We start from the raw sequence: 22959 nt of genomic DNA on the forward strand, positions 1-22959 counted from the left end.
CTATTCCGCTTCATTTGCTTGGTTCAGCAGGTCTTTCAGTTGCTCCTCGGTATGGTCTACTTGCCTTAAAGGTACTGTCTCAACAACAGCAAGAGATGGATCTATATCATACATCTGTGTGTCTGAAGTTGTTAATCTCTTTACAAGGTTGTAGCATCCTAAGATAATCTGTCTTGAAGGGTTCATGTGTACATTGCGGAATATGCGGTCTACGATCATAAACTTAAAGTCTCCTCGTTTCTCTTTTGCATCTTGCATAGATGGGTATCGAGACGTTAAATCTACAAGTCCTAGTCGTTCCAACTCATTGGTTATTAGGTTTACATATTTGTCTGTGTGTATTCCTAGTTTAAACCCTGCACGGATATTCACACGGAAAATTTTCTTAGGGGCATATATTGTTGTTTCGTAACTGAATTCATAAGGCTCATCCGTTCTTTTTATTCTTACAAACCAGTATGTGTCAGCTCTTTTAGGTGTTCGCTTAAATAGGGAGTAGGCAATCTTGCTCTCCAAAAAGTTCTTATTATTGGCCTTCACTATATACACCAGATGGGTAGCTGCTTTAGGTATGGTTGTGTCGTCACTTATCTTTAATAATTGGCTCACGTAATGCTCATCTACCTGATCATAAACTGTATAGTGACGTTTAATACGGCGCCCGTTATACCATGAATACATCAGAAGTAGTAGTACTCCTGCAATAATGATAGGGATAAATCCTCCGTGTGCAAACTTTTGCATATTTGCAAAGAAGAAGCTGAGTTCTATGATAACGAAGAATAGAGTGAGTGGGATAGTAAACCACAATGGCCTCTTCTTTTTCATAAAATAAAGAAATAGCAAGGCGCTGGTCATCAACATGCTGAGGGTGATAGCAAGACCATAGGCCGCTTCCAGCTTCATCGAAGATTGCATTGTGAGTATGATGATAAGACAAAGTACCATCATCATATAGTTGATGGATGGGATGTATAATTGTCCTTTGATGTTAGTAGGGTATTGTATTTTTACATTCGGCCAGATGTTCAGTGATATAGCCTCACTGATGACGGTGAAAGATCCACTTATCAACGCCTGGCTGGCAATAATTGCCGCTACGGTAGCCATTATTACACCTGTGAGTCTGAACCACTCGGGCATCATAGAGAAGAAGGGATTTACATCAGGGGTTACATGTCCGCTGTTGATAATCCATGCTGCCTGTCCTAAATAGTTGAGTATAAGAGCTGCTTTGACATAGATCCACGAAATGCGTATATTCTTTAATCCACAATGCCCTAAGTCTGAATACAAGGCTTCTGCCCCTGTTGTACATAGAAAGATAGCACCGAGTATAATCATAGCCTGTGGTACTTCTATCAGAAAATGAATGGCATACATGGGATTAAAAGCTCTGAATACAGTTAGGTCGTGCACGACCTGACTTAAACCCATTACGGCCATCATAGTGAACCAGATGATCATCAGTGGCCCAAAGTATCTACCCAAAGAGCCAGTTCCGAAGGGTTGTACCAGAAACAAGATGAGTACTATAGCTACTGTAATAGGTATAACCGGTATGTGCGGAGCTATAGGTTGAAGACCTTCTACGGCAGACATAACGGTCATGGCAGGAGTTATAATACCATCGGCAAGCAATGTAGCTGCACCTATACCTGCGAGGATATAAGCCCAACGGTATTTTTGGCGGATAAGGGCATATAAAGAAAGAATACCACCTTCACCTTTATTATCGGCACGAAGGGTGATGATGACATATTTCAGAGTGGTTTGAATTGTCAAAGTCCATATCACACAAGATATAGCACCGAGAATATATTCCGCATGGCTGTGTTGCCCGGCAGGTAAGGTGTTCAAGATGGCTCTCATCACATATAAAGGCGATGTACCAATATCTCCAAATACGATACCTATTGCTAAAACGACACCTAATGCGCTAAACGGAACTTTGTGATTCTCTTTCATTATTCTAATTCGAAAATTGGGCTAAAAGTACAAGATTATTTAAATATGAGAATAAGATATATTGTTAATTTTACTCCTTTTGGTTTCTATCTGATTATTATATGGCTTTTTAGCACAACTCGACTAAAATTCCTCAAACTGTTCCTGATACAGACTGTAATACTTCCCTTTGAGGTTAAGGAGCTCTGTATGTGTCCCCTGTTCTATTATCTGACCATCATCGAGCACGAGTATTCTGTCTGCATTACGCACTGTAGAAAGTCTGTGTGCTATGATAATGCTCGTACGGCCTTCCATTAGTTTGTCAAGTCCTTTTTGTATAAGCAGTTCGCTTCGGGTATCTATGTTGCTGGTAGCCTCGTCGAGTAAAAGGATAGGAGGGTCAGCAATAGCTGCTCGTGCTATATTCAACAATTGTCGCTGCCCCTGACTGAGATTTGCGCCATCATTCTCCAGCATAGTGTGATATCCTTTTGGTAGACGCTTGATGAACGAATGAGCCGCTGTTAGTTTTGCTGCTTGTATTACTTCTTCATCTGTCGCTTCCGGTCGTCCAAAGCGGATGTTTTCACATACCGTTCCTGTAAATAAATGGGTATCTTGTAGTACGATAGCCATCGACTGTCTAAGGTTTTCTCTTTTTATATTATGTATTGATATTCCATCTATTGTTATTTCTCCCGATTTAATGTCGAAGAAGCGAGGAAGCATATTTAATATAGTTGTCTTTCCTGCGCCTGTTTCTCCCACTAGGGCTATTTTCGTTCCGGGTGTTGCATGCAGTGATACCCCTTTCAGGATTAGCTTGTCTTGTTTGTATCCGAAATAGACATCTTTCATTTCCAGATCACCTTTCACATCATTGAGGCTTATTGCATCCTGAGCGTCTTTTTGTTCGGGAGCCTCATCTATTACCTGAAAGATACGTTCTGCTCCTGCCATTGCCGCTTGTATGCTATTATAAAGGCCGGCAAGCTCATTTATAGGGCGACCAAACTGACGGGAATATTGAAGGAATGCAGCCAATCCACCGACATCAAATCCTCTGAATATAGCAAGTAGCCCGCCCACTATGGTAACAACTACAAAGTTTAAAGTATTAAGGTTCTGCATCACAGGCATCATCATCCCCGAGTAAAATTGTGCTTTTTTTGATTTCTCATTTAGCTTTTGATTCAGTTGTTCGAAGTCTTGTTCCACCTTTTTCTCATAACCGAATACTTTTATAACTTTTTGCCCGCTAATCATTTCTTCTATATACCCGTTTGTGTCTCCCAGTGTATCTTGTTGTGCTTTGAAGTATTTCTTACTTCGAGTTACAATCGTTTTGGCACTAAGGAACATGAGAGGGATGGTAATCAGGGTAGCTAAAGTTAGTATAGGGCTTATATAAATCATAAGTGTGAATATCCCTATCAGCATCAGCGAGCTGGTCAGCATATCCGATAAGCCATCTGTAAGAGCATTGCTCACCTGATCTATGTCATTTGTATATCGGCTCATGATGTCGCCATGCTGATGCGTGTCGAAATACTTGATAGGCAGCTTTTCCATCTTCTTGAACAGATCTGTACGCATACGGGTTACTGCACGTTGACCTATTCTATTTAACAGCCTGTATTGTATATACACAGCGGCTACACCTATCAGATATATAACTCCGAGAATAATGAGTATATGTAGAAGTCCTTCATAGTTGCCCGGAATGATATAATTGTTGATGATAGGGCGTATCATATATGAACCAACAAGGTTGCACCCAATGCTTATAATGATAAGGGAACCGATAACGATCAAGAGTTTTTTATCCTTAGCAAGATATGTCATTATCCTGAAGAAGGTTTTCTTAGCTTCTATCGGCTTGCCGCTCTGTTTATAGGGATCTCCGTGTGCCATATGTTCAGTAGACTATTTGTTGAGAGTTGTATATCTCCTGATACAACTTCGACTTTTCTATTAGTTCATCAGGTTTACCAATAACGTCTATCTCTCCATCCTCCAGTACTATCACTCTATCGGCTGATTGCATTGTATTGATACGTTGTGTTATAATAAAGACAGTTGTATCTTTTAAGAGATTGTTAAGATTATATCTTATTTTCTGTTCGGTTTCCGTGTCCACAGCACTTGTGCTATCATCCAGGATAAGGATTTTGGGCTTACGTAATAGTGCCCGTGCAATACAAATCCGTTGCTTCTGTCCTCCTGATACATTAATACCTCCTCGTCCGAGAAGAGTGTTATACCCATCTGTAAAAGATACGATGAAATCGTGTGCTTGAGCTGCTTTTGCCGCTTCTTCTATTTCCTCTATTGTTGCATCGGGTCGTCCCCAACGGAGATTATCTATAATTGTTCCGGTAAAGAGTTCATTTTTTTGCAGTACCATTCCTATTTCGGCATGCAATTCTTCCAGATTATAATCCTTTACATTAACTCCATCTATGAGAATCTCTCCTGCCGTAACATCGTATAATCGAGGGATGAGCTGAAGCATAGAACTTTTAGCTGAGCCTGTCGCTCCTACTACAGCGATTGTTTCACCTTGTTTTATTTGGAAATTAATATCTTTCAATACATCGTTTTCACCGCCATTATATCGGAAAAAGACATTCCTGAAAATAACTTCTCCTTTTGTAATTTTATGCTTGTTTGATAAACCTTCTTCTGTATTCGTCAGTGATGGTTCTGTTTTTATAACTTCGAGTATACGCTCTGATGAGGCCGAAGCTCTCGCTATATTTACAATCACCATTGAGAGGAACATCAAAGCCATAAGTATTTGCGTCATGTAATTGACAAAAGAAATAAGCTCTCCCACTTTAAGATTGCCCTCTATCGCTTTTGCTCCACCTACCCAAAGGACTACGATAACAGATATATTCATTATAAGTTGCATGACAGGAAATATTGCTATAATAACATTGGATGCATTCACTACCATGTTTTGCAGATCTTCACTTCTTTTCTCAAATTTCTTAGTTTCAAAATCTTCTCTTACAAATGATTTAACGACACGGATGTTGATCAGGTTCTCTCTTACCATGGCATTGAGTTGGTCAATCTTTTGTTGTACTTTCATAAAGAGTGGAAGCCCTTTATACATGATGAGGAAGATGCTAATACTAAGTATAGGTACAACCCCCAACATGATAAAAGCAAGATCGGTATTTATTTTTATAACAAAGAAAAAAGACATAACTAACATTAATGGTGAGCGTAAAAGTAAGCGCATACTCATTAATACAACTTGCTGTATATGACTGATATCGTTTGTTAGGCGGGTGATTAATGAAGCGGAATTAAATCTGTCGATTTCGGTAAAAGAAAGCTGCTGTATTTTCGAAAATAATTTGCTTCTAAGGTCAGTCCCAAATCCGATGGATGCTTGTGAAGATACATATACATTAATGATGCTTACAATAAGCCCCAGGATGGATATTCCCACCATGTATGCTCCAATCTCTGTGATAACGGATAGGTTACGGTGCACAACCCCATCATCTACAATGTTAGCCATAAACCAAGGCTGTATTGTTTCACACAATACGGTGATCAATACAAGAACCGGGCTTATAATCAGGCTTGTTTTGTATTTTTTAAGTATCTGCCAATATATTTTCATATATGTATAATCTGTTAAGGACAGATATTGTTCAATAATTACAATTATTTATTCGCATGGCAAAAATAGGAATAACTTCTTAAACTTATTTAGATTCGAAGAATCTCTTATATGTTATATTGAATAAAATTTATGCTATTTGTTATATATCTGATATATAGATTGTTGTACTCTTTCTTGGATTTCTTGTTTGAGAAATAATTGTGTTAAAAAAATATATTTATGATAGGGTTTTTTAATATCCTCTTGACTATTAGTCATACTAATTAAAGAAATATCATATTTTTGTATATCACACTAAAAATAAATAATAAACATACTATCTATTCATGAAAACGAATAAACGCATCGGGGAGAGGATTCGTGAAATCCGCGAATCGAAATCAATATCTCTTGCTGATATGATAGAGCGTTCGGGCTTAGACGAGAAGCAAGTTGTTACAATAGAAGAGACAGGAGGAATTCCTTCTTTGGCTCCGCTGATAAAGATAGCCCGTGTATTAGGTGTAAGATTGGGTACTTTTCTTGATGACGTGGATGAGACTGGTCCCGTAATATCTCGCAAAGAACAATACAACAAGAGTATAAGCTTTTCTACAAAAGATACTTCCTCTGTTAAACACATGGATTACTACTCTCTGTCTTCTACAAAATCGGGACGACACATGGAGCCATTTGTTATACAGATTGAGCCAATAAAAAAGGGTGTTGATTTTATTCTTTCCACGCATGAAGGTGAAGAATTTATTTATTGTCTCGAAGGTGTTGTTGAGATAAACTATGGCACTGATGTATATTGGCTTGAAGAAGGGGATAGCATTTATTATGATTCTATCGTATCCCACCATGTACATGCCGGAGGTGAAAGTGGAGCTAAGATTTTAGCGGTGATTTATACTCCTTTATGATAATACCTTCAAAAATCATGAAATGCAACTATCGGAAAGAACAATAGGAGAATGGCTCGAATATTGGGCAGAAAAAACTCCCGAAAAAGAATATATAGTATATTCAGATAGAGATCTTCGTTTCACATGGAAAGAGTTTGACGAGCGGGTAAATAATATGGCTAAAGGACTTTTGGCTATAGGCGTTAAGCCCGGTTCTCATGTCGGTATATGGGCTACAAACGTTCCCGACTGGTTGACTTTTTTGTATGCAGGAGCCAAGATTGGAGCGGTTTTGGTGACGATCAATACCAATTATAAGCAGCACGAATTAGAATATATTGTCGATAATGCAGATATAGATACTCTTTGCATTACCGAAGGTGTTTTCGATGGGAGCTACATTGATATGGTTTATGAAATGGCTCCCGAGTTAAAAACTACTCAGCGAGGCTACCTCAATGTAGAGCGTTTCCCTAAATTGAAGAATGTCGTTTTTATCGGGCAGGAAAAGTTCAGAGGAATGTATAATACAGCTGAGATATTATTGTTAGGTAAAAATGTGTCGTGTGATGTCTTAAATAAAACGAAGCGTACCGTAAATTGCCACGATGTAGTGAATATGCAATATACATCAGGTACTACCGGATTCCCTAAGGGAGTGATGCTTACTCATTATAACATTGTAAATAATGGCTTCTTTACAGGCGAGGCTATGCAATTTACAGCAGATGATAAATTATGTGTATGCGTGCCTCTGTTCCATTGTTTTGGTATTGTTTTGGCAACGATGAATTGTCTAACTCATGGTTCTACTCAGGTGATGGTTGAACGTTTCGATCCGTTAGTGGTGTTGGCATCTATACATAAAGAACGATGTACGGCTTTGTACGGTGTGCCGACAATGTTTATTGCAGAGCTGAATCATCCGATGTTCAATTTGTTTGATGTCAGTTCTCTGCGAACAGGAATTATGGCAGGGGCGCTTTGTCCTATAGAGCTAATGCGCCAAGTAACAGAAAAGCTTCATGTAACACATATTACAAGTGTCTACGGGTTGACAGAATCTTCTCCTGGAATGACGCACTCTACCACTGAAGACCCATTTGAAGTACGATGTACGACTGTTGGTAGGGAGTACCCACATACAGAAGTGAAGATTCTAAATCCTGATACTGGCGAAGAGTGTGCTATAGAAGAGCAGGGCGAGATCTGCTGTCGTGGTTATCTTGTGATGAAAGGTTATTATAAGAATGCTGATGCAACAAACGAAGTAATAGACAAAGATGGTTGGTTGCATTCGGGCGATTTGGGGGTAAAAGATAAGAATGGATATTATCGCATTACGGGACGTATTAAAGATATGATAATACGGGGCGGCGAGAATATTTATCCCCGTGAAATAGAAGAATATCTTTATCACATGCAAGGCATAAAGGACATTCAAGTAGCCGGAATACCTTCCGAAAAATATGGAGAAGAAGTAGGCGCTTTCATTATATTGCAAGAGGGGGCAGATCTCCTGCCTGAAGATGTAAAAGCCTTTTGTAGAGGAAAAATAGCTCGCCACAAAATTCCGAAATATATCTTTTTTGTAAACTCTTTTCCTCTAACAGGGAGCGGAAAAATACAGAAATTTAAACTTAAAGATATCGGCCTCAACTTACTGAAGGAGCAAGGAGTGGATGTAATATAAAAAAATAGGCTGGAAATCATTCAGCCTATTTTTTTATATATTAGTATCTCTTATTCTAAATCAAATCCATACGTCCTTCCTTTCTCTGTAGCCGGAACACCCGTTTTCATCCATACAGGCATTGGGTCTCCTTTGAGATAATGATCAAAGAACTGTTGTAGGCGTATACTTAAATCCTTCGAATTTTTGCGTTCTTTCAAATTGTGGGCTTCGTTGTTGTACTGTAACATCCATACAGGTTTCCCCAAACGCCGTAAAGCCATAAAATACTCTATTCCCTGATACCAAGGCACAGCATCATCGTTGTCATTGTGCATAATCAGGAGAGGAGTTTGCACCTTATCCGCAAAGAATATCGGCGAGTTTTCTTTATAAAGTTCGGGAGCTTCCCACATCGTCGCACCTATTCGAGACTGTGTTTGTTCATACTGAAACTGTCTGCTCATTCCACTGCCCCAACGTATACCTCCGTATGCACTAAACATATTTGATACGGGAGCACCCGCACCGGCAGCTTTAAACATATTTGTGCGTGTAATAAGATAAGCTGTTTGATATCCTCCCCAACTTTGCCCTTGTATAGCCATATTGGCTTTGTCTACCCATGTGTTTTTTGCTAATTCTTCAGCACCTGACACAATCGAATTGTAAGCACTTTCACCGGGGTGCCCTGTTGTGTACTGTATGTCGGGCGTAAAAACAATATAACCTCTGCTACAGTAAAACGGTATATTGATAATAGAACGACTTGGAGCAGGAGGGAAGTACTGATACAGTTCGTCCGAATGCTTTTCGTAGAAGTAAATCATCACCGGATATTTCTTGTTCGGGTCGAAATCCTCAGGCTTATATACTATTCCCTGTGTTGGTTTACCATCAAATGTAGTCCATGACATCAATTCGGCAGTTCCCCAGTTGTATTCTCTCATTTGCGGATTTATATCGGAAAGCTTGCTTTCAGTTTTCCATAAATTGCTTGTAAAATATAAATCGGGTGAGGTATTAAAGTTACTTTTCGTATAAGCAAATACTTCTTTATCTTTTGCCTTTACAGGTGTGCTATAAGAGTATTTTGCAATAGTCAGAGGCTTAATATTGTTTTTAGCCAATTCATAAAAGCCATTTTCTTTTGTTGTATTATCAAATGCCGAGAGAAGTAGTTTTTCGTTTGGTTTTATAAACCTGCTTTCGGGATCGGTTTTGATATATCGCAATGTCACTTTTCTTTCTCTGCCTAAACCTTTCGTAATATTCTCAGGAGTTTTTATTCCTGTCGGGTCTAATTTCCAGATATCATACATGTCGTAAACAAGTAAAGCGGCGTCATTCTCCATCCATGCTGCATATCCGTATGGAGAAGGAGCTGTCGGGATGTCGTTTTTCTCATCCCAGAAATTCACATTCAATTGATTTGTCAAACAAACTTCCTTCCCATCTCTTATCGAATAGGCATAGTACTGAAGGGTATTTATATCATACCAAGCCAGAACATTGCCTAGAGGTGAAAGCATAAGCCTGGCTTGTAATCCTGTCTTGATCTGCTTTTTTGTATGATTGTTTAAGTCGAAAAGCCAGATGTCATTCTCCTGATTTGCTCGATAGTCCCATTGAGTCTTTAGTTGATATTTCAGGTCTGAAGTTCCGATAGCATATTGCCCGTTATTTTCGTCAGAAATACTAACATCGGGTATCTCCTCTGTTGCTAATTGATAGAATGTGTTTGATTCCAAATCAATGTAAGACAGGAATGTTTGCTTCTGTTTCTTTTCCAACTGTACAAGCTGCTGAGGTTGGATAAGCGGTTCTTGCCAGTGCCAGATGTCAAGTTTTGCTTTTTCGAAATCGGGAATAGTCGTGTCTTTTGGTAAGATGATAGGAGCTATTCCTAACAACAATCTTTTTTCATTCTTACTGAACAGTGGAGTATAATTATCACTTACAGTCCATTTTTCAGGGACTCCTGCGGTGTTCTTATCTGCAACTATTTTTGCAGAGTCTAAAGTTGGATCAAAGTAGAAAAGTCTATAATCTTTAATTTCCTTTTTCAGGCTATCTGATGTCGCTAAATAAGCCAGCTTATTACCCGATTCGGATAAAGTAAGGTTCTTATAAATTGTTTTATTTATAGAAACCGTATCCTTGTGTAAATTATTCAGGTCGACAAAAAGGACACCCGGTTTATTAACCGTATCTTTTGCTGAAGGCTTCAATATTGTCGCAAAGCTTTTACCATTCCGGCTAAAAATATATTCCGTCGTGTTTTTTATGGTATCTTCTTTCGATGTATAAAGATTGCGGAGTACAAGCGTGAGAGCTTTAGACTCTTTTTTATCTTTAGATTTTAATGTGTCGTCTATTGTATAAGCAATGTAATCGGAAAAGTCTTTTCCTATTTTGAAGCTCTTTACATTCGCAATTTTAGAAACTATAAGTTTGTCCAGCGAAATTAGGGCTAAAGAATCTTTTGGCATCTTTTCATCGGCCGTTTTCTTTATTTTGGCTTGGCGTGTTACTGCATAAGGTGCCTTGATCTGTGCTATTATGTGTTTTTGGTCTGGTGATATCGAGTAGGTATATGCACGTGGAATTTTCAGTTCCTGCTTTGTTTTGAGATTACTAATCAGAAGATAATCATCTCCTTCTTGTTCTTTGACTACGGTCGCCGTATAAATACCGTCATTTGTAATACTAATATTCGATATACTTTTCCACGAATCGTAGACCGTATGATCTAATACTTTCTTTTGTGCATTTCCCTGCAATGCTGATAGTACAGCAATACAGAGAAAGACACATGTTAAATATGTCTTTCTTGTCATAACTATAAGATTTATAATGAACAGAATCAGGCTTCTTCGCCGAATTCCATTAAATATTCTTTGATAAAATCATCCAGATCCCCATCCATCACGGCATTTACATTTGATGTCTGGTAATTTGTCCGGTGATCTTTTACTCGGCGGTCATCAAAAACATAGCTTCGTATCTGAGAACCCCATTCTATTTTTTTCTTGCCTGCCTCTACTTTCGACTGTTCGCGGCTACGTCTTTCCAATTCTAATTCATACAATTGAGATTTCAGTAAGCGTATCGCATTGTCTTTGTTTCCAAACTGAGAGCGGCTTTCTGTGTTTTCGATGACGATTTCTTTTTCTTCACCGGTTTCAGGATCTTTGTATTTATAGTGTAGACGCACACCTGTCTCCACTTTATTTACGTTCTGTCCTCCTGCTCCACTCGAACGGAATGTGTCCCATGTAATGTCAGACAGATTGATGTCAATATCTATAGTGTCGTCGACCAAAGGAACGACAAAGACAGATGCGAACGAAGTCATGCGTTTTCCTTGTGCATTGAATGGAGATACTCGTACCAAACGGTGAACTCCATTTTCGGACTTGAGGTATCCGTATGCATATTCTCCTTCTACCTGCAAGGTTGCTGTTTTTATACCGGCCTCATCGCCGTCTTGCCAGTTGGTTATAGTCGTTTTATACTTCTTGTCTTCACACCAACGTTGATACATGCGAAATAGCATCGAAGCCCAATCTTGTCCTTCGGTACCTCCTGCACCACTGTTTATTTTTAATACAGCTCCTAGTTTGTCTTCTTCACGGCGAAGCATGTTTTTCAATTCGAGATTCTCTATAAGGCTTAGAGCATTTTTATATGCTTCGTCCACCTCTTCTTCGGTAGTAATACCTTCTTTCTGAAAATCGAATGCAAGCTGTAGCTCATCTGTTGAGGCCTTTACTTCATTATAGCCTTCTATCCAGCCTTTCAGCCCACGTATAATTTTCATCTGAGCTTCTGCTGTTTTTGCATTATCCCAAAATCCCGGAGCTTGAGTTCTTAGTTCTTCTTCTTCTAGTTGTATTTTTTTCGCATCGACGTCAAAGATACCTCCTCAGCGCGTCCTCGCGCTCCAACACTTCTTTGAGTTGGTCTGCAGTAATCATAAGATTAATATTTAGTTGTTTTTATGTTTTTAGAGCTGCAAATGTATTAAAAAAACGTGTAAGTGACAATTTGATAAATAAATAATTAGAAAACAAACTCTATGCTACCACGTGAGCGGGATGTTTTTTTATTCGACATATATTCATTTACTTTTCTACTAAAGGATGATGTAATTCATGTATCACACTATTCTGCTTATAAGAGAAAAACTTAAAATGTACGACATATAACATTCGGCTTACAACTTTTGCATACCTTTGTATCAGTTATCAAAAGTAAACAAATGGCAACTCTTCCTATTAGCCCTTATATGATTTTCACTCGCGAACAGTGGGCTGCGTTACGCGACTCCGAGCCGATGACTCTCACCTATGAGGAATTGCTAACTCTACAAGGAATTGACTACGAATTGTCGATAGATGAGGTGGAAGATATTTATCTGCCTCTATCGCGTCTGTTAAGCTATTATGTACATGCACGTGTGAGCCGTCAGTCTGTATTGATGCGATTTCTCAATCAAGGAGTACAGAAGATTCCTTTTATAATAGGTATTGCAGGTAGTGTGTCGGTAGGGAAAAGTACTACTGCTCGTGTTTTGCAAGCATTGCTTAGCCGATGGAAAGAAAACACAAGAGTGTCTTTGGTAACTACAGACGGATTCCTTTATCCGAATGCTACTCTCGAAGAAAAAGGAATAATGCTGAAAAAAGGATTTCCCCAATCATACGATATAAAGCGTCTTCTTCAATTTGTGACAGATATAAAATCAGGAAAAGATCGGGTAGAAGTGCCCAGATATTCTCACTTGGTATACGATATTATCCCTAACGAATATGATATCGTTGAGCAGCCCGACATCTTGATTCTGGAGGGTCTTAATGTATTGCAAAGCGGAATGGATTACCCCAGCGAAAAGCCAAGGATATTTGTATCCGACTTTGTTGACTTTTCTATTTATGTGGATGCAGAAGAACAGTTGCTCGAAGATTGGTATATTTCCCGTTTTATGAAATTCAGACAGGGCGCGTTTACCAACCCCCGGTCTTATTTCAAGAGCTTTTCGGAGCTATCTGAGAAGGAAGCGATGAAAACGGCGAAAACGATTTGGCGAGAGATTAACCGAAAAAATCTGAGAAAAAACATTTTACCGACAAAGGAAAGAGCCAATCTTATACTTCACAAGGGAGAAGGTCATTCTGTTGACTTTGTAAGGTTAAGAAAATAAATAGTAGATTTATTCGGGTTCATCAGTATCGAGACAGAAGGGATGCCCTTCCGGGTCGATCATTGTTCTTGAAGTTTTGTAGTATTGTTCGTTAGCAAGTTTTGCTCCACATTGCATCGCAAATTGTACAGCTTCTTCCAGATTGTCCACATAAAAGTCTAAATGTAGCATTTGCCCTTGTTTTCCTTCTTGCCAAGGCCAGGCAGGAGGAGTATAGTTTTCTACTTCCTGAAAAGCTATCACCATACCGGAGGGAGATGTTATAGCTGCCCAACCATTTGCATGAGGATGGGTGCACTGCCAGTTTAAAATCTTGCTATAAAACTCGGACATAACTCCAGCATCGGCACAATCGATAACAATGTTTACTTTTTTGATTGGGGCTTTGGTTTTCATGTTGCAGAATTAATGAATTATATGTTTGTGTTCCACCAAATAATATCTTATTTAATTTATGAATAAGAATGGAGCGAAAAGGCTATCTTTTATTGATGTATTCTTCGCTCCATCTTGAATGACAAAGGTTATCTTATTTCTTTATTGTAAATCGATGTACAGTTTTGCTTTTGAACGTTTCTCCGGGTCTGAGTATTACACTCGGATACTCCGGTTTGTTGATACTATCCGGAAAATGTTGAGTTTCGAAGCATACCGCTGCACGCATCGGATAACGGTGTCCGTGTTTTCCTTCAAAATTACCTGTCATCCAGTTGCCTGTATATATCTGAACACCCGGCTCTGTAGTCGAAATATTCATTTGAATTCCTGACTTGGGAGAAAAACATTCTACTGCTAAGGCCAATTCATCCTCTTTTTTATCTAATACCATTGTATGGTCGTAGCCTTTCCCGAAATGCAACTGTTCGAAGTCTTCTTCAATTCGTTCTCCGATGGTATGAGGAGTAGTGAAGTCGAACGGAGTTCCTTTTACAGGTTCTGCCTTGCCGTAAGGAATAGCAGTATCGTCGGTTGGAAGATAGTTAGAAGCATGCATGACCAGAATGTGATCGTTTATAGTAGGATCTCCCTCGCCCGAAAGATTGAAATATGAATGATTTGTAAGATTCAAAATGGTTGCCTTGTCTGTTGTGGCTTCGTAGTCTATATCAAACGAATTGTCATCTGTCAATTTATAGATCATTTTTACATTCAGATTACCCGGAAATCCCTCTTCTCCGTCTTTGGATAGATATGTCAGCTCCAGAGTTTGATGATCCGTTTGTTTTGCATCCCATACTACAGCATTAAAACCTTTCAGCCCACCATGTAGGTTATTCGGTCCATTGTTTATTGCCAATTCGTATGTAATGTCATCGAGCGTAAATTTTCCTTTGGCAATGCGGTTTCCTGTTCGTCCGCATACAGCCCCAAAATATGGCTCTTCAGAATTGAGATATTCGTTTAGATTATTATGTCCGAGAACGACATCGGTGAGTTGGCCGTTTTTATCAGGTACGGATAAGGAAACTATTTTTGCTCCGTAATTAATGACGGTTGCTTCCAATCCATTCTTGTTGGATAATACGTACATTTTTACATCTTTACCATCTACTTTCCCGGAGAAGTTTGTTGGACTCAATTTTGATTTGGTTAATTCTGTTTGCATGATATTTTTTTAAGTTATACGAGCTTTTTTATAAATGATAAACACAAATATAAGGCTATTTTTAACAAAAAATATTTTTCTTCCCCTGAATGTGAATCTAACGATATCTAAAAAATAAAATTGCTATACCTACATGTCGAACCTGTATAGTCATCGGTTGGGCGAATCTTGTGATTTTATTATGTTATAGATAACGGCTATCAGAGTTGAGAATAGTCTTAGTCTAATGTCTAATGGAAGTGTTTCAAAGTCTTAAATTAAGCAATAAACCAAAACAAATGGAGTTTTAATAGTGTTTATTCTTTAATTGCAAAGAAGTATTTATTAAAAAAGATAAAAATACTACTATAAGATGTATTTATTTTGTTTCTTTGCAGCGAATTTGGGTGCTTTGTACTCATTCACTAAATACTACTTATTTGTCTTTGTACAATATGTCTGATAAGCATCAGTATAAAACGATATCACTATTTACTACAGGGGTCATTACTACGATTAGTATAACTCTTGTTCTTTTTCTTTTGGGTTTGACTTTTTTGGTAGGATTTACCGCTAAAGGCATAGGTTCGTATCTGAAAGAGAATATGGGCATATCGATAGAGCTTGCCGGAAATGTAGATGATGCTTCTGTCGCGAAGATACAGAAAAACTTGAATGCTAATCCGTATGTTAAGTCTGTCGTGTATATCAGCAAAGATGAGGCGAAAAAACAACTGGTAGAAGATCTTGGTCGTGATCCGGAAGAGGTGTTAGGATATAATCCTGCTCATGCCTATTTCGATGTGTTTATAAAGTCTGACTATGTAAATCCAGACAGTATAAAAAAAGTAGAAGCAAGTCTTAAAGTTCAAAATCTGAAAGGAGCTCAGATAGTAAATAATATCGTTTATAATGAAAGTGATATTATAAATGCAAATTCTAAGCTTTCTTTAATTGGTACTATATTGGCTATACTGGCTGTGATACTTGTGCTCATATCCTTTACGCTGATACGAAGCATTATTCAGCTGAATATATATTCAAAGAGATTTTTGATAAATACAATGCGATTGGTGGGTGCAACAAACTCTTTTATCAGATGGCCTTTTATGTGGCGTATGGTAATTAGTGGCGTTGTTGCTGCTATCTTGGCGAATTTAGCTATTACGGGAGTAATATATTATATTACAAGCATAATTCCTGATATGCTGTCTATTGTGAAAATGTACGAATTGTTGATTGTATATGGGCTTGTCCTTATCTTTGGCATACTTATAGCGGCTTTTGCCACAGCATTTTCGGTGAATAGGTATTTAAGAATGACTACAAATAAACTTTATCACGTTTAAAACATATGGATAAGAAAGATTTTGCTTTTGGCAAGCTAAATTACATCATTTGTGCTGTGTCGGTTGTAATTATTATAATTGGGTTTATCCTGATGACAGGGCCATCTTCCAGCATCGAAGGCGGGTTTGAACCGGACATCTTTAGTGCCAAGAGAATCGTTGTGGCTCCAATGGTGTGTCTTGCAGGGTTCTTACTGATGATTGTCGGAATACTGTATCCTCGTCGTAAGAGTTTAGCTGAGGAGAACAAAGAGCACAACTGATTAATTACAAAACTAATAAATAACGATGAGTATTTTTGAGGCAATTATAATTGCTATTGTAGAAGGGCTTACCGAGTTTCTTCCAGTATCGTCAACCGGGCATATGATTATTGCTCAAAGCCTTTTAGGAATCGAAAGTAGTGAATTTGTAAAGGCTTTCACTGTTATTATACAATTTGGTGCTATTTTGTCTGTGATTGTTTTATACTGGAACCGCTTTTTTCGCTTTAGAAATGATAGATTAAGAGCGGATTTTAAAAATATATTCAGCTATTTGTTTTATAAATTAGAGTTCTATTGGAAGTTGTTGATCGGTTTTGTTCCGGCTGCTTTTTTAGGATTGATCTTTAGTGATAAAATAGATGAATTGCTCGAAAGTGTAACAGTTGTAGCTATCATGTTGGTGCTTGGCGGTATTCTGATGCTGTTTGTAGATAAATGGTTTAATAAGCCGAAAGAAGACTCTCAAGAAATAACATATAAGAATGCGTTTATAATTGGTTTTTTTCAGTGTATAGCTATGATTCCCGGAGTGTCTCGTTCTATGGCTACCATCGTAGGGGGGATGAGTCAGGGTTTGAGTAGAAAAAATGCAGCAGAATTTTCCTTCTTCCTTGCAGTGCCTACAATGGCTGCTGCTACCGGATGGAAAGTGTATAAGCTGATAAAAGCACCCAATGGAGGAGCATTTGATTTTGATTTCAGCATATTATTGGATAATATGACTGTGCTTATAATAGGAAATGTAGTAGCGTTTATCGTAGCGCTGTTGGCTATTAAATTCTTTATAGGATTTGTAACCAAGTATGGATTTAAACTTTTTGGCTGGTATAGAATTGTAGTTGGAGGAATTATTCTAATCCTTATGCTGGCAGGACACGAATTAACAGTATAATGGATTTTATATCAGGAGAGGTCTTATATATAAATAAGCCACTAAATTGGACATCATTCACCCTTGTGCGCAAATTGAGAAACAAATTATGCCGCAAGCTGGGTATTAAGAAATTAAAAGTCGGTCATGCCGGCACTCTAGACCCATTGGCTACGGGTGTTATGATTGTTTGTACAGGGAAAAAGACAAAGTTGATAGAATCGTTTCAATATCAGACTAAAGAATATATTGCAACGATAAAGATTGGAGAAACAACTCCTTCATTTGATTTGGAAACAGCAGTAGATGGAGTCTTCCCCGTAGAACATATAACGCAGGAGCTGGTTGAGGCTAAACTTAAAGATTTTATTGGAGAAATAGAGCAAGTGCCGCCAACATATTCTGCCTGTAAGGTGGATGGAAAAAGGGCATACGAGTTTGCGAGAGAAGGACAGGATGTAGAGTTGAAACCAAAGTTGTTGGTTATAGACGAAATCGAGCTTCTCGACTATTCCTTTCCCGAAATAAGAGTTAGAGTGGTATGTAGCAAGGGTACATACATCAGAGCTTTGGCTCGAGATATTGGAGTTGCGTTAGGCTCAGGTGCACATCTTACCGCACTGGAGCGAACACGAATAGGAGAGGTTACTCTTGATCAGTGTATTGAGGGAAGCCAGATAGAAGAATTTGTGGACGCACTAATTATTGATAAATAATAAATTTAGATAAAGAAACATGAAACTTTCTCAATTCAGATTTGATCTTCCAGAGGAATTGATCGCCACTCATCCGTCAAAGAACAGGGATGAGTCACGCTTGTTGGTTGTCAACCGTAAAACCGGGGATATTGAACACAAAAGTTTTAAGGATATTATTGACTATTTCGACGATAAAGATGTTTTTGTTTTCAACGATACGAAAGTCTTTCCTGCCCGTTTATATGGAAATAAGGAGAAGACCGGAGCTACAATAGAGGTATTCTTGCTGCGTGAGTTAAACGAGGAATTCCATTTGTGGGATGTGCTTGTTGATCCTGCTCGTAAAATACGTATAGGAAATAAATTGTATTTTGGTGACGATGATTCTATGGTTGCCGAAGTTATAGATAATACAACTTCGCGTGGACGTACACTTCGTTTTTTGTATGATGGTCCATCCGAAGAGTTCAGAAAAGCACTTTATGCTCTTGGTGAAACTCCAATCCCTAAATACCTGAACAGAGGTGAAGAACCCGAAGATAAGGATCGCTATCAGACTATATTCGCTAAAAACGAAGGTGCTGTCGTAGCTCCTGCTGCCGGACTTCACTTTAGCCGTGAGTTAATGAAACGCTTAGAAATTAAAGGTGTTCATTTTGCATATATAACTTTGCACTCGGGCTTGGGTAATTATAGAGATATTGACGTAGAAGATCTTACAAAGCATAAAATGGACTCGGAGCAATTGCTTATTACTCAGGAAGCGACAGATATCGTCAACAAAGCAAAAGATGAAGGTCGTAGAGTATGTGCTGTTGGAACTTCGGTGATGAGAGCTGTAGAAACAATAGTGAGTACAGATGGTTACCTGAAAACAAATGAAGGGTGGACAAATAAGTTTATCTTCCCTCCGTATGATTTTGGTATAGCCGACTCTATGGTTACTAATTTTCATTTGCCTCAGTCTACATTATTGATGATGACTGCTGCATTTGGCGGGTATGACCGTATAATGGATATATATGAAATCGCTGTAAAGGAGAAATATAAATTCGGAACTTACGGAGACGCAATGCTTATCATTTGATGATACTCGAAAAAGAAAAAAAGCATAATGTTTATCTGGGACTTGGCTCCAACTTGGGAGACCGAGGAGAAAATCTGGATAATGCAATAGATTATATAGAAGAGCGGATTGGCGAGGTGATCGCCACTTCCGCTTTTTATATTACCGAGCCTGTCGGCTTTGAGTCTGCTAATCAGTTCTTGAATGCTGCATGCAGAGTGGAGACTAAACTTACTCCTATTGAAGTATTACAGGCTACTCAATGGATTGAAAAAGAGATGGGAAGAGATGTTAAGTCTCAGGGAGAAAGATACACCGATCGGATTATAGATATTGATGTCTTGTTATACGAAGATGTAATTCTGGATTCTGCTGATTTGAAATTACCGCACCCTCATATTCACGAAAGGTCTTTTGTTTTATTTCCTCTAGCTGAGATTGCAGGGGAATACATGCATCCGATTCTTCATAAGACAATCAATCAATTAAAGGATGCCATAGTGCCACCGACTTCCATAGCGTAATAAGGGATAGTATTATTGTATTGAAAATATATAAATCAGCAGTTTCATTGTAAACTGCTGATTTTCTTTTTTATGACTTTCTTATAAATTATGACTGAAATCAAAACTTTCTTGATGGTTGTCTATTGCTCATTTGCTGAATGAGAGAAAAATGCAGGGAAGGTAACCGTACTCTCATTATGGTATCTGTCTGAAGCTGTTACTGTATAATAATACCCAAAATCGCCCTCTTTGATTGTAAAAGCATAGCTATTTGTTCGTAGACCTGTTGATAATATATTACCTGCATCATTTGTGTCTACTGGTTCTTTATCTGATACATACACGGTATATGTGTAATCTCCATCTGCTGTTGGCGGATTCCATTTAATGTTTAGCTTGTTGTCTTTGTCTTTAAAGACTTGCAAATCAGTTGGGGAATTGGGGGCAATGTTGTTTAGCCATGTCAGCGGCGGTAGCTTCGCCGGAGTAGGGTAGTAGGTGTGTATAGAGTCTAAAACCCCTTTCAGATTGCTGAGAACATTCGCTGTTCTAAAATATGCTGCTCCGGGGATCTTTTTATCCCGAATGTATTGCATCTGGTTCGTAATATCTTGTAGCGGCCACTTTAATTCATCCATCTGATAAACACCCAGTCCCGGAGCAATAAGCCTTCCGTTACTATTTGCAATCCAGTCGTTAAGGAACGGATAGAAATAATGATCACGGTAATACATCATTGGGAAAAGTAGGTCGTGTTTTCCGCTTTTCAGCCAATGTCCTGCATCCTGAAACACTGTTTCATAAGCTGTCCAGCCATCGTTGGGTGAAACCTCCGGTAGAACTTTGTATCTTCCTAAAGGAGAGCTGCTCACTTGTACCCATTTTTTTAGAGACTTTACCGTATCGTATGCTTCACTGATCAGCTTGTTTATATTTTCCCTACGCCAATCGTATAGATTCATCCCGTTTCCATATTTTCGGTAGGTATCGTCATCGGGAAATTTGCGGGAGTTACTCGGATAGCGGATATAATCGAAATGAATGCCATCTATATCATAATTCTGAACGATCTCCTTCACTATAGATACTATCAGATTGCGTGTTTCGGGCATTCCGGGATCGAGATACCATCTTTCTCCTATAGCTTTGTAATATGAAGGTTTGTTTTGTACTACTGTGGCTTTTCTTCGCCTTCCTTTGCCTGTATATCGCACTGTGGCTTTATCCATAGGATAGGCTATAACCCATGCATGGCATTCCATCCCTCTCTTGTGGCATTCTTCTATAGCGAAGGCCAACGGGTCGAAATTGTCATCATGATTGAAATATGAGCTGAGAGGTTCTATCTTGGAGCGATAAAAAACATATCCTTGAGCTCTTGCCTGAAAGAGTACTGTGTTGAAATTCGCTTCCTGTAATTTATCCAGAATCTTTTTTAATTGTTCTTTCTGAGCCTTGACGCTGGTATGCTGGGTAGGCCAGTCGAGACCCCAGTTTGTTGTTAGCCAAACGGCACGTATTTCGGTAGCAGGAGCTTGAGAAAATATATATATAGGAAGTAGTAAAAGTAGAAATAAGAGGTGGAACGGTTTCATATTTATAATCCGCTAAAGTTTACATTGTTAAATAAAAGCGATGGAATGCGCCAAGAGGAAGTCTCACGGGGATCGTTTCCTGCTTCTGTAAGACTATCCCAAAGAGACAGCATATTTCCGGTTATGTTCATTTCTCCCAATGGAGTTGAAATCTTTCCGTTTTCGATCAAAAAGCCCTCTATTCCAAACGAAAAATCTCCGGTAGTAGGGTTGCTGTTACCGCCGTTGAAGTTGGTGACCCATATCCCTTTCTGTACAGATGCTAAAATGGCATCGAAGTTTCTTTCTCCTAAAGACATTTGAAGAATAGACGGGGAAGATATGGTAGGGGCTACTCTCATTTTCAGAGAATTGTATGTGTCTATGAAATAATTTTGCAGAATACCTTTCTCTATAATCGTTCTATCTTTTGTCTCTACGCCTTCACCATCAAACCATCGGGCACCAAAGGAGCGTTTTAGATGTGGTGTATCGTAAAGTGTAAAGATGTCAGCCGTTATCTTTTCTCTCATTTTGTTCAATAGGAAAGAATTTTTCTGTTGAAGTGCTGTCCCGTACATTGCACTGATAAGTGGAGATAATATACGCGACGAAGTAGTATTGTCTAACAACATGTCATACTTGCCTGATTTTATCTTTTGTTGTCCGATCTTGCGTAATGCTCTGTTGAATGCAATTTTTGCTATCCCATTTTTTTTCAGATCTTCCCAATATACAGCACTGTCGTACCAGAAGGATTCGGCACGAGCGTCACCATCCGTTTTCAGCGATACTTCTACCATCAGGTTGAACGCTGAGTCTACACATTCGGCTTCAAATCCATTACTGGCAATCATATATTCTGCTCCTACGCCATCATCGTATGCCGAGGTGACAGAGATTATACGATTGTCGCTGCCATGTATTTCGTCTACAGACTGCTTTATAAGATTTAACTTCTCACTTGTTGGAATGGACTCAAAGCTTCCGTCACAGAGGTCTAAATCAGTTTCGTCTCCTCTGAAATATCTTTGCTTGTCGGGCAGTTGGCGAAAAGGGTCTTCCGATAAATATTTAGTAGACGTGATACCTTCTTTTATAAAAGACTCTAATCCTGCCTTTTCTATTCGATTTGTAGAAAATGAGCCGTATCTGCCATCTATAAATAATTCTATATAGAGTTTGTTTTCACTGCTTTGGTGAAGTTTATCTAATTGAGTGTTTCTATATTCGAAAGAGTTGTTGTTTGCCGTGATAACTGAAACCCGAGCTCCTTGGCATCCATTAGCCAGAGCCAGTTCCATAGACCATTGGGCAATATCTTTGTGTTGCTTACTTATCATATCTTTGTTGTTGTGGATGCAAAAATACACAGATTTAGTGTAAAAAAGAGAAAAAGTTAGAATAGAAACTTTCTAGCTGTACGAATTAACGTTCTCTAACTAAGCTGTTGTAATTCAAACTCTGTACAATGTTTCTGGAGAAAAGATTCTGATTTAATTTCTTAAAGCTTAGTCAAGTTGCAGAGGAGACTTATAGTATGTACTTATAAATAGAGATTGAGGGATATTTATTATAGAATATCAAACTCACAACAATTGTTTTCTCTTATATAATAGAAAAAGCGACACCGAAGTGCCGCTCTTGATGTTTTCACAACGGAATAATCCTTATTGTGATTTG

General features: G+C 38.5%; 18 protein-coding genes. 9 read left to right on the top strand and 9 right to left on the bottom strand.

The genetic code is table 11. The features are described 5' to 3' along the window. The 3 genes from PKC55_RS12715 to PKC55_RS12725 form a co-directional block, all read right to left on the bottom strand. The gene (locus PKC55_RS12715; RefSeq protein WP_135105551.1) at nt 1–1968 is read right to left on the bottom strand and encodes a KUP/HAK/KT family potassium transporter; all 1968 of its coding nucleotides are present in this window, start codon (nt 1966–1968) and stop codon (nt 1–3) included. Between the two features lie 123 nt (nt 1969–2091). Continuing rightward, entirely contained in the window at nt 2092–3864 is a 1773-nt protein-coding gene (locus PKC55_RS12720) for an ABC transporter ATP-binding protein (RefSeq protein WP_291129283.1), read from the bottom strand. Nucleotides 3865–3868: 4 nt separating this feature from the next. Further along, on the bottom strand, nt 3869–5593 hold the full coding sequence (locus tag PKC55_RS12725) for an ABC transporter ATP-binding protein (RefSeq protein WP_291129281.1): 1725 nt from the start codon (nt 5591–5593) through the stop codon (nt 3869–3871). A 329-nt stretch (nt 5594–5922) separates the two neighbouring features. On the opposite strand from PKC55_RS12725, the gene PKC55_RS12730 reads away from it, so the two are divergent. Together PKC55_RS12730 and PKC55_RS12735 are read left to right on the top strand one after the other, a co-directional pair. Further along, a complete protein-coding gene (locus tag PKC55_RS12730; protein WP_291129279.1) occupies nt 5923–6501 on the top strand; it encodes a helix-turn-helix domain-containing protein in 579 nt (192 codons plus the stop codon). Between the two features lie 22 nt (nt 6502–6523). Continuing rightward, the gene (locus PKC55_RS12735) at nt 6524–8176 is read left to right on the top strand and encodes an AMP-binding protein (RefSeq protein ID WP_291129276.1); all 1653 of its coding nucleotides are present in this window, start codon (nt 6524–6526) and stop codon (nt 8174–8176) included. 50 nt (nt 8177–8226) lie between these two features. Here the strand turns inward: PKC55_RS12735 and PKC55_RS12740 are convergent, their stop codons facing one another. After that, on the bottom strand, nt 8227–10995 hold the full coding sequence (locus tag PKC55_RS12740; RefSeq protein WP_291129274.1) for an alpha/beta hydrolase family protein: 2769 nt from the start codon (nt 10993–10995) through the stop codon (nt 8227–8229). A 26-nt stretch (nt 10996–11021) separates the two neighbouring features. Then, nucleotides 11022–12135 (bottom strand): peptide chain release factor 2 gene (gene prfB, locus PKC55_RS12745; protein ID WP_135105557.1). Its coding sequence is split into 2 segments (ribosomal slippage): nt 11022–12071 and nt 12073–12135, totalling 1113 coding nucleotides; the frame shifts between segments, so codons are not numbered across the junction. 284 nt (nt 12136–12419) lie between these two features. On the opposite strand from prfB, the gene coaA reads away from it, so the two are divergent. After that, nucleotides 12420–13361 carry a type I pantothenate kinase gene (gene coaA, locus PKC55_RS12750; RefSeq protein ID WP_135105559.1) on the top strand — a complete coding sequence of 314 codons (942 nt, stop codon included), beginning with the start codon at nt 12420–12422 and terminating at the stop codon, nt 13359–13361. A 9-nt stretch (nt 13362–13370) separates the two neighbouring features. Here coaA and PKC55_RS12755 read toward each other — a convergent pair whose 3' ends face one another. Together PKC55_RS12755 and PKC55_RS12760 are read right to left on the bottom strand one after the other, a co-directional pair. Then, nucleotides 13371–13757, bottom strand: a complete 387-nt coding sequence (locus PKC55_RS12755; protein ID WP_291129271.1) for a VOC family protein — start codon at nt 13755–13757, stop codon at nt 13371–13373. A gap of 133 nt (nt 13758–13890) precedes the next feature. Continuing rightward, nucleotides 13891–14967, bottom strand: a complete 1077-nt coding sequence (locus tag PKC55_RS12760) for an aldose epimerase family protein (RefSeq protein ID WP_291129268.1) — start codon at nt 14965–14967, stop codon at nt 13891–13893. Between the two features lie 434 nt (nt 14968–15401). Between PKC55_RS12760 and PKC55_RS12765 the strand changes: the two genes are divergently transcribed. The 6 genes from PKC55_RS12765 to folK are packed head-to-tail and all read left to right on the top strand — an operon-like array spanning nt 15402 to nt 19720. Then, the gene (locus tag PKC55_RS12765; RefSeq protein WP_135105563.1) at nt 15402–16295 is read left to right on the top strand and encodes a cell division protein FtsX; all 894 of its coding nucleotides are present in this window, start codon (nt 15402–15404) and stop codon (nt 16293–16295) included. 5 nt (nt 16296–16300) lie between these two features. Beyond that, the gene (locus PKC55_RS12770) at nt 16301–16558 is read left to right on the top strand and encodes a DUF3098 domain-containing protein (protein ID WP_283685391.1); all 258 of its coding nucleotides are present in this window, start codon (nt 16301–16303) and stop codon (nt 16556–16558) included. Nucleotides 16559–16583: 25 nt separating this feature from the next. Then, a complete protein-coding gene (locus tag PKC55_RS12775; protein WP_252637933.1) occupies nt 16584–17453 on the top strand; it encodes an undecaprenyl-diphosphate phosphatase in 870 nt (289 codons plus the stop codon). Further along, nucleotides 17453–18148 carry a tRNA pseudouridine(55) synthase TruB gene (truB, locus tag PKC55_RS12780; protein WP_291129260.1) on the top strand — a complete coding sequence of 232 codons (696 nt, stop codon included), beginning with the start codon at nt 17453–17455 and terminating at the stop codon, nt 18146–18148. The genes PKC55_RS12775 and truB overlap by 1 nt, the downstream gene beginning before the upstream one ends. 19 nt (nt 18149–18167) lie before the next feature. After that, nucleotides 18168–19217, top strand: a complete 1050-nt coding sequence (gene queA / locus PKC55_RS12785) for a tRNA preQ1(34) S-adenosylmethionine ribosyltransferase-isomerase QueA (RefSeq protein ID WP_283685388.1) — start codon at nt 18168–18170, stop codon at nt 19215–19217. Next, nucleotides 19217–19720, top strand: coding sequence for a 2-amino-4-hydroxy-6-hydroxymethyldihydropteridine diphosphokinase (folK, locus tag PKC55_RS12790; RefSeq protein WP_291027822.1), 504 nt, complete (start codon nt 19217–19219; stop codon nt 19718–19720). The genes queA and folK overlap by 1 nt, the downstream gene beginning before the upstream one ends. Nucleotides 19721–19842: 122 nt before the next feature. Here folK and PKC55_RS12795 read toward each other — a convergent pair whose 3' ends face one another. Both PKC55_RS12795 and PKC55_RS12800 read right to left on the bottom strand, forming a co-directional pair. Then, nucleotides 19843–21297, bottom strand: coding sequence for a glycoside hydrolase family 10-like protein (locus PKC55_RS12795; protein WP_291129257.1), 1455 nt, complete (start codon nt 21295–21297; stop codon nt 19843–19845). 2 nt (nt 21298–21299) lie between these two features. Beyond that, on the bottom strand, nt 21300–22619 hold the full coding sequence (locus PKC55_RS12800) for a TldD/PmbA family protein (protein WP_291129256.1): 1320 nt from the start codon (nt 22617–22619) through the stop codon (nt 21300–21302). Between the last annotated feature and the right edge of the window lie 340 nt (nt 22620–22959).

The sequence above is a fragment of the Dysgonomonas sp. genome (assembly GCF_035323175.1).
GTDB lineage: Bacteria > Bacteroidota > Bacteroidia > Bacteroidales > Dysgonomonadaceae > Dysgonomonas.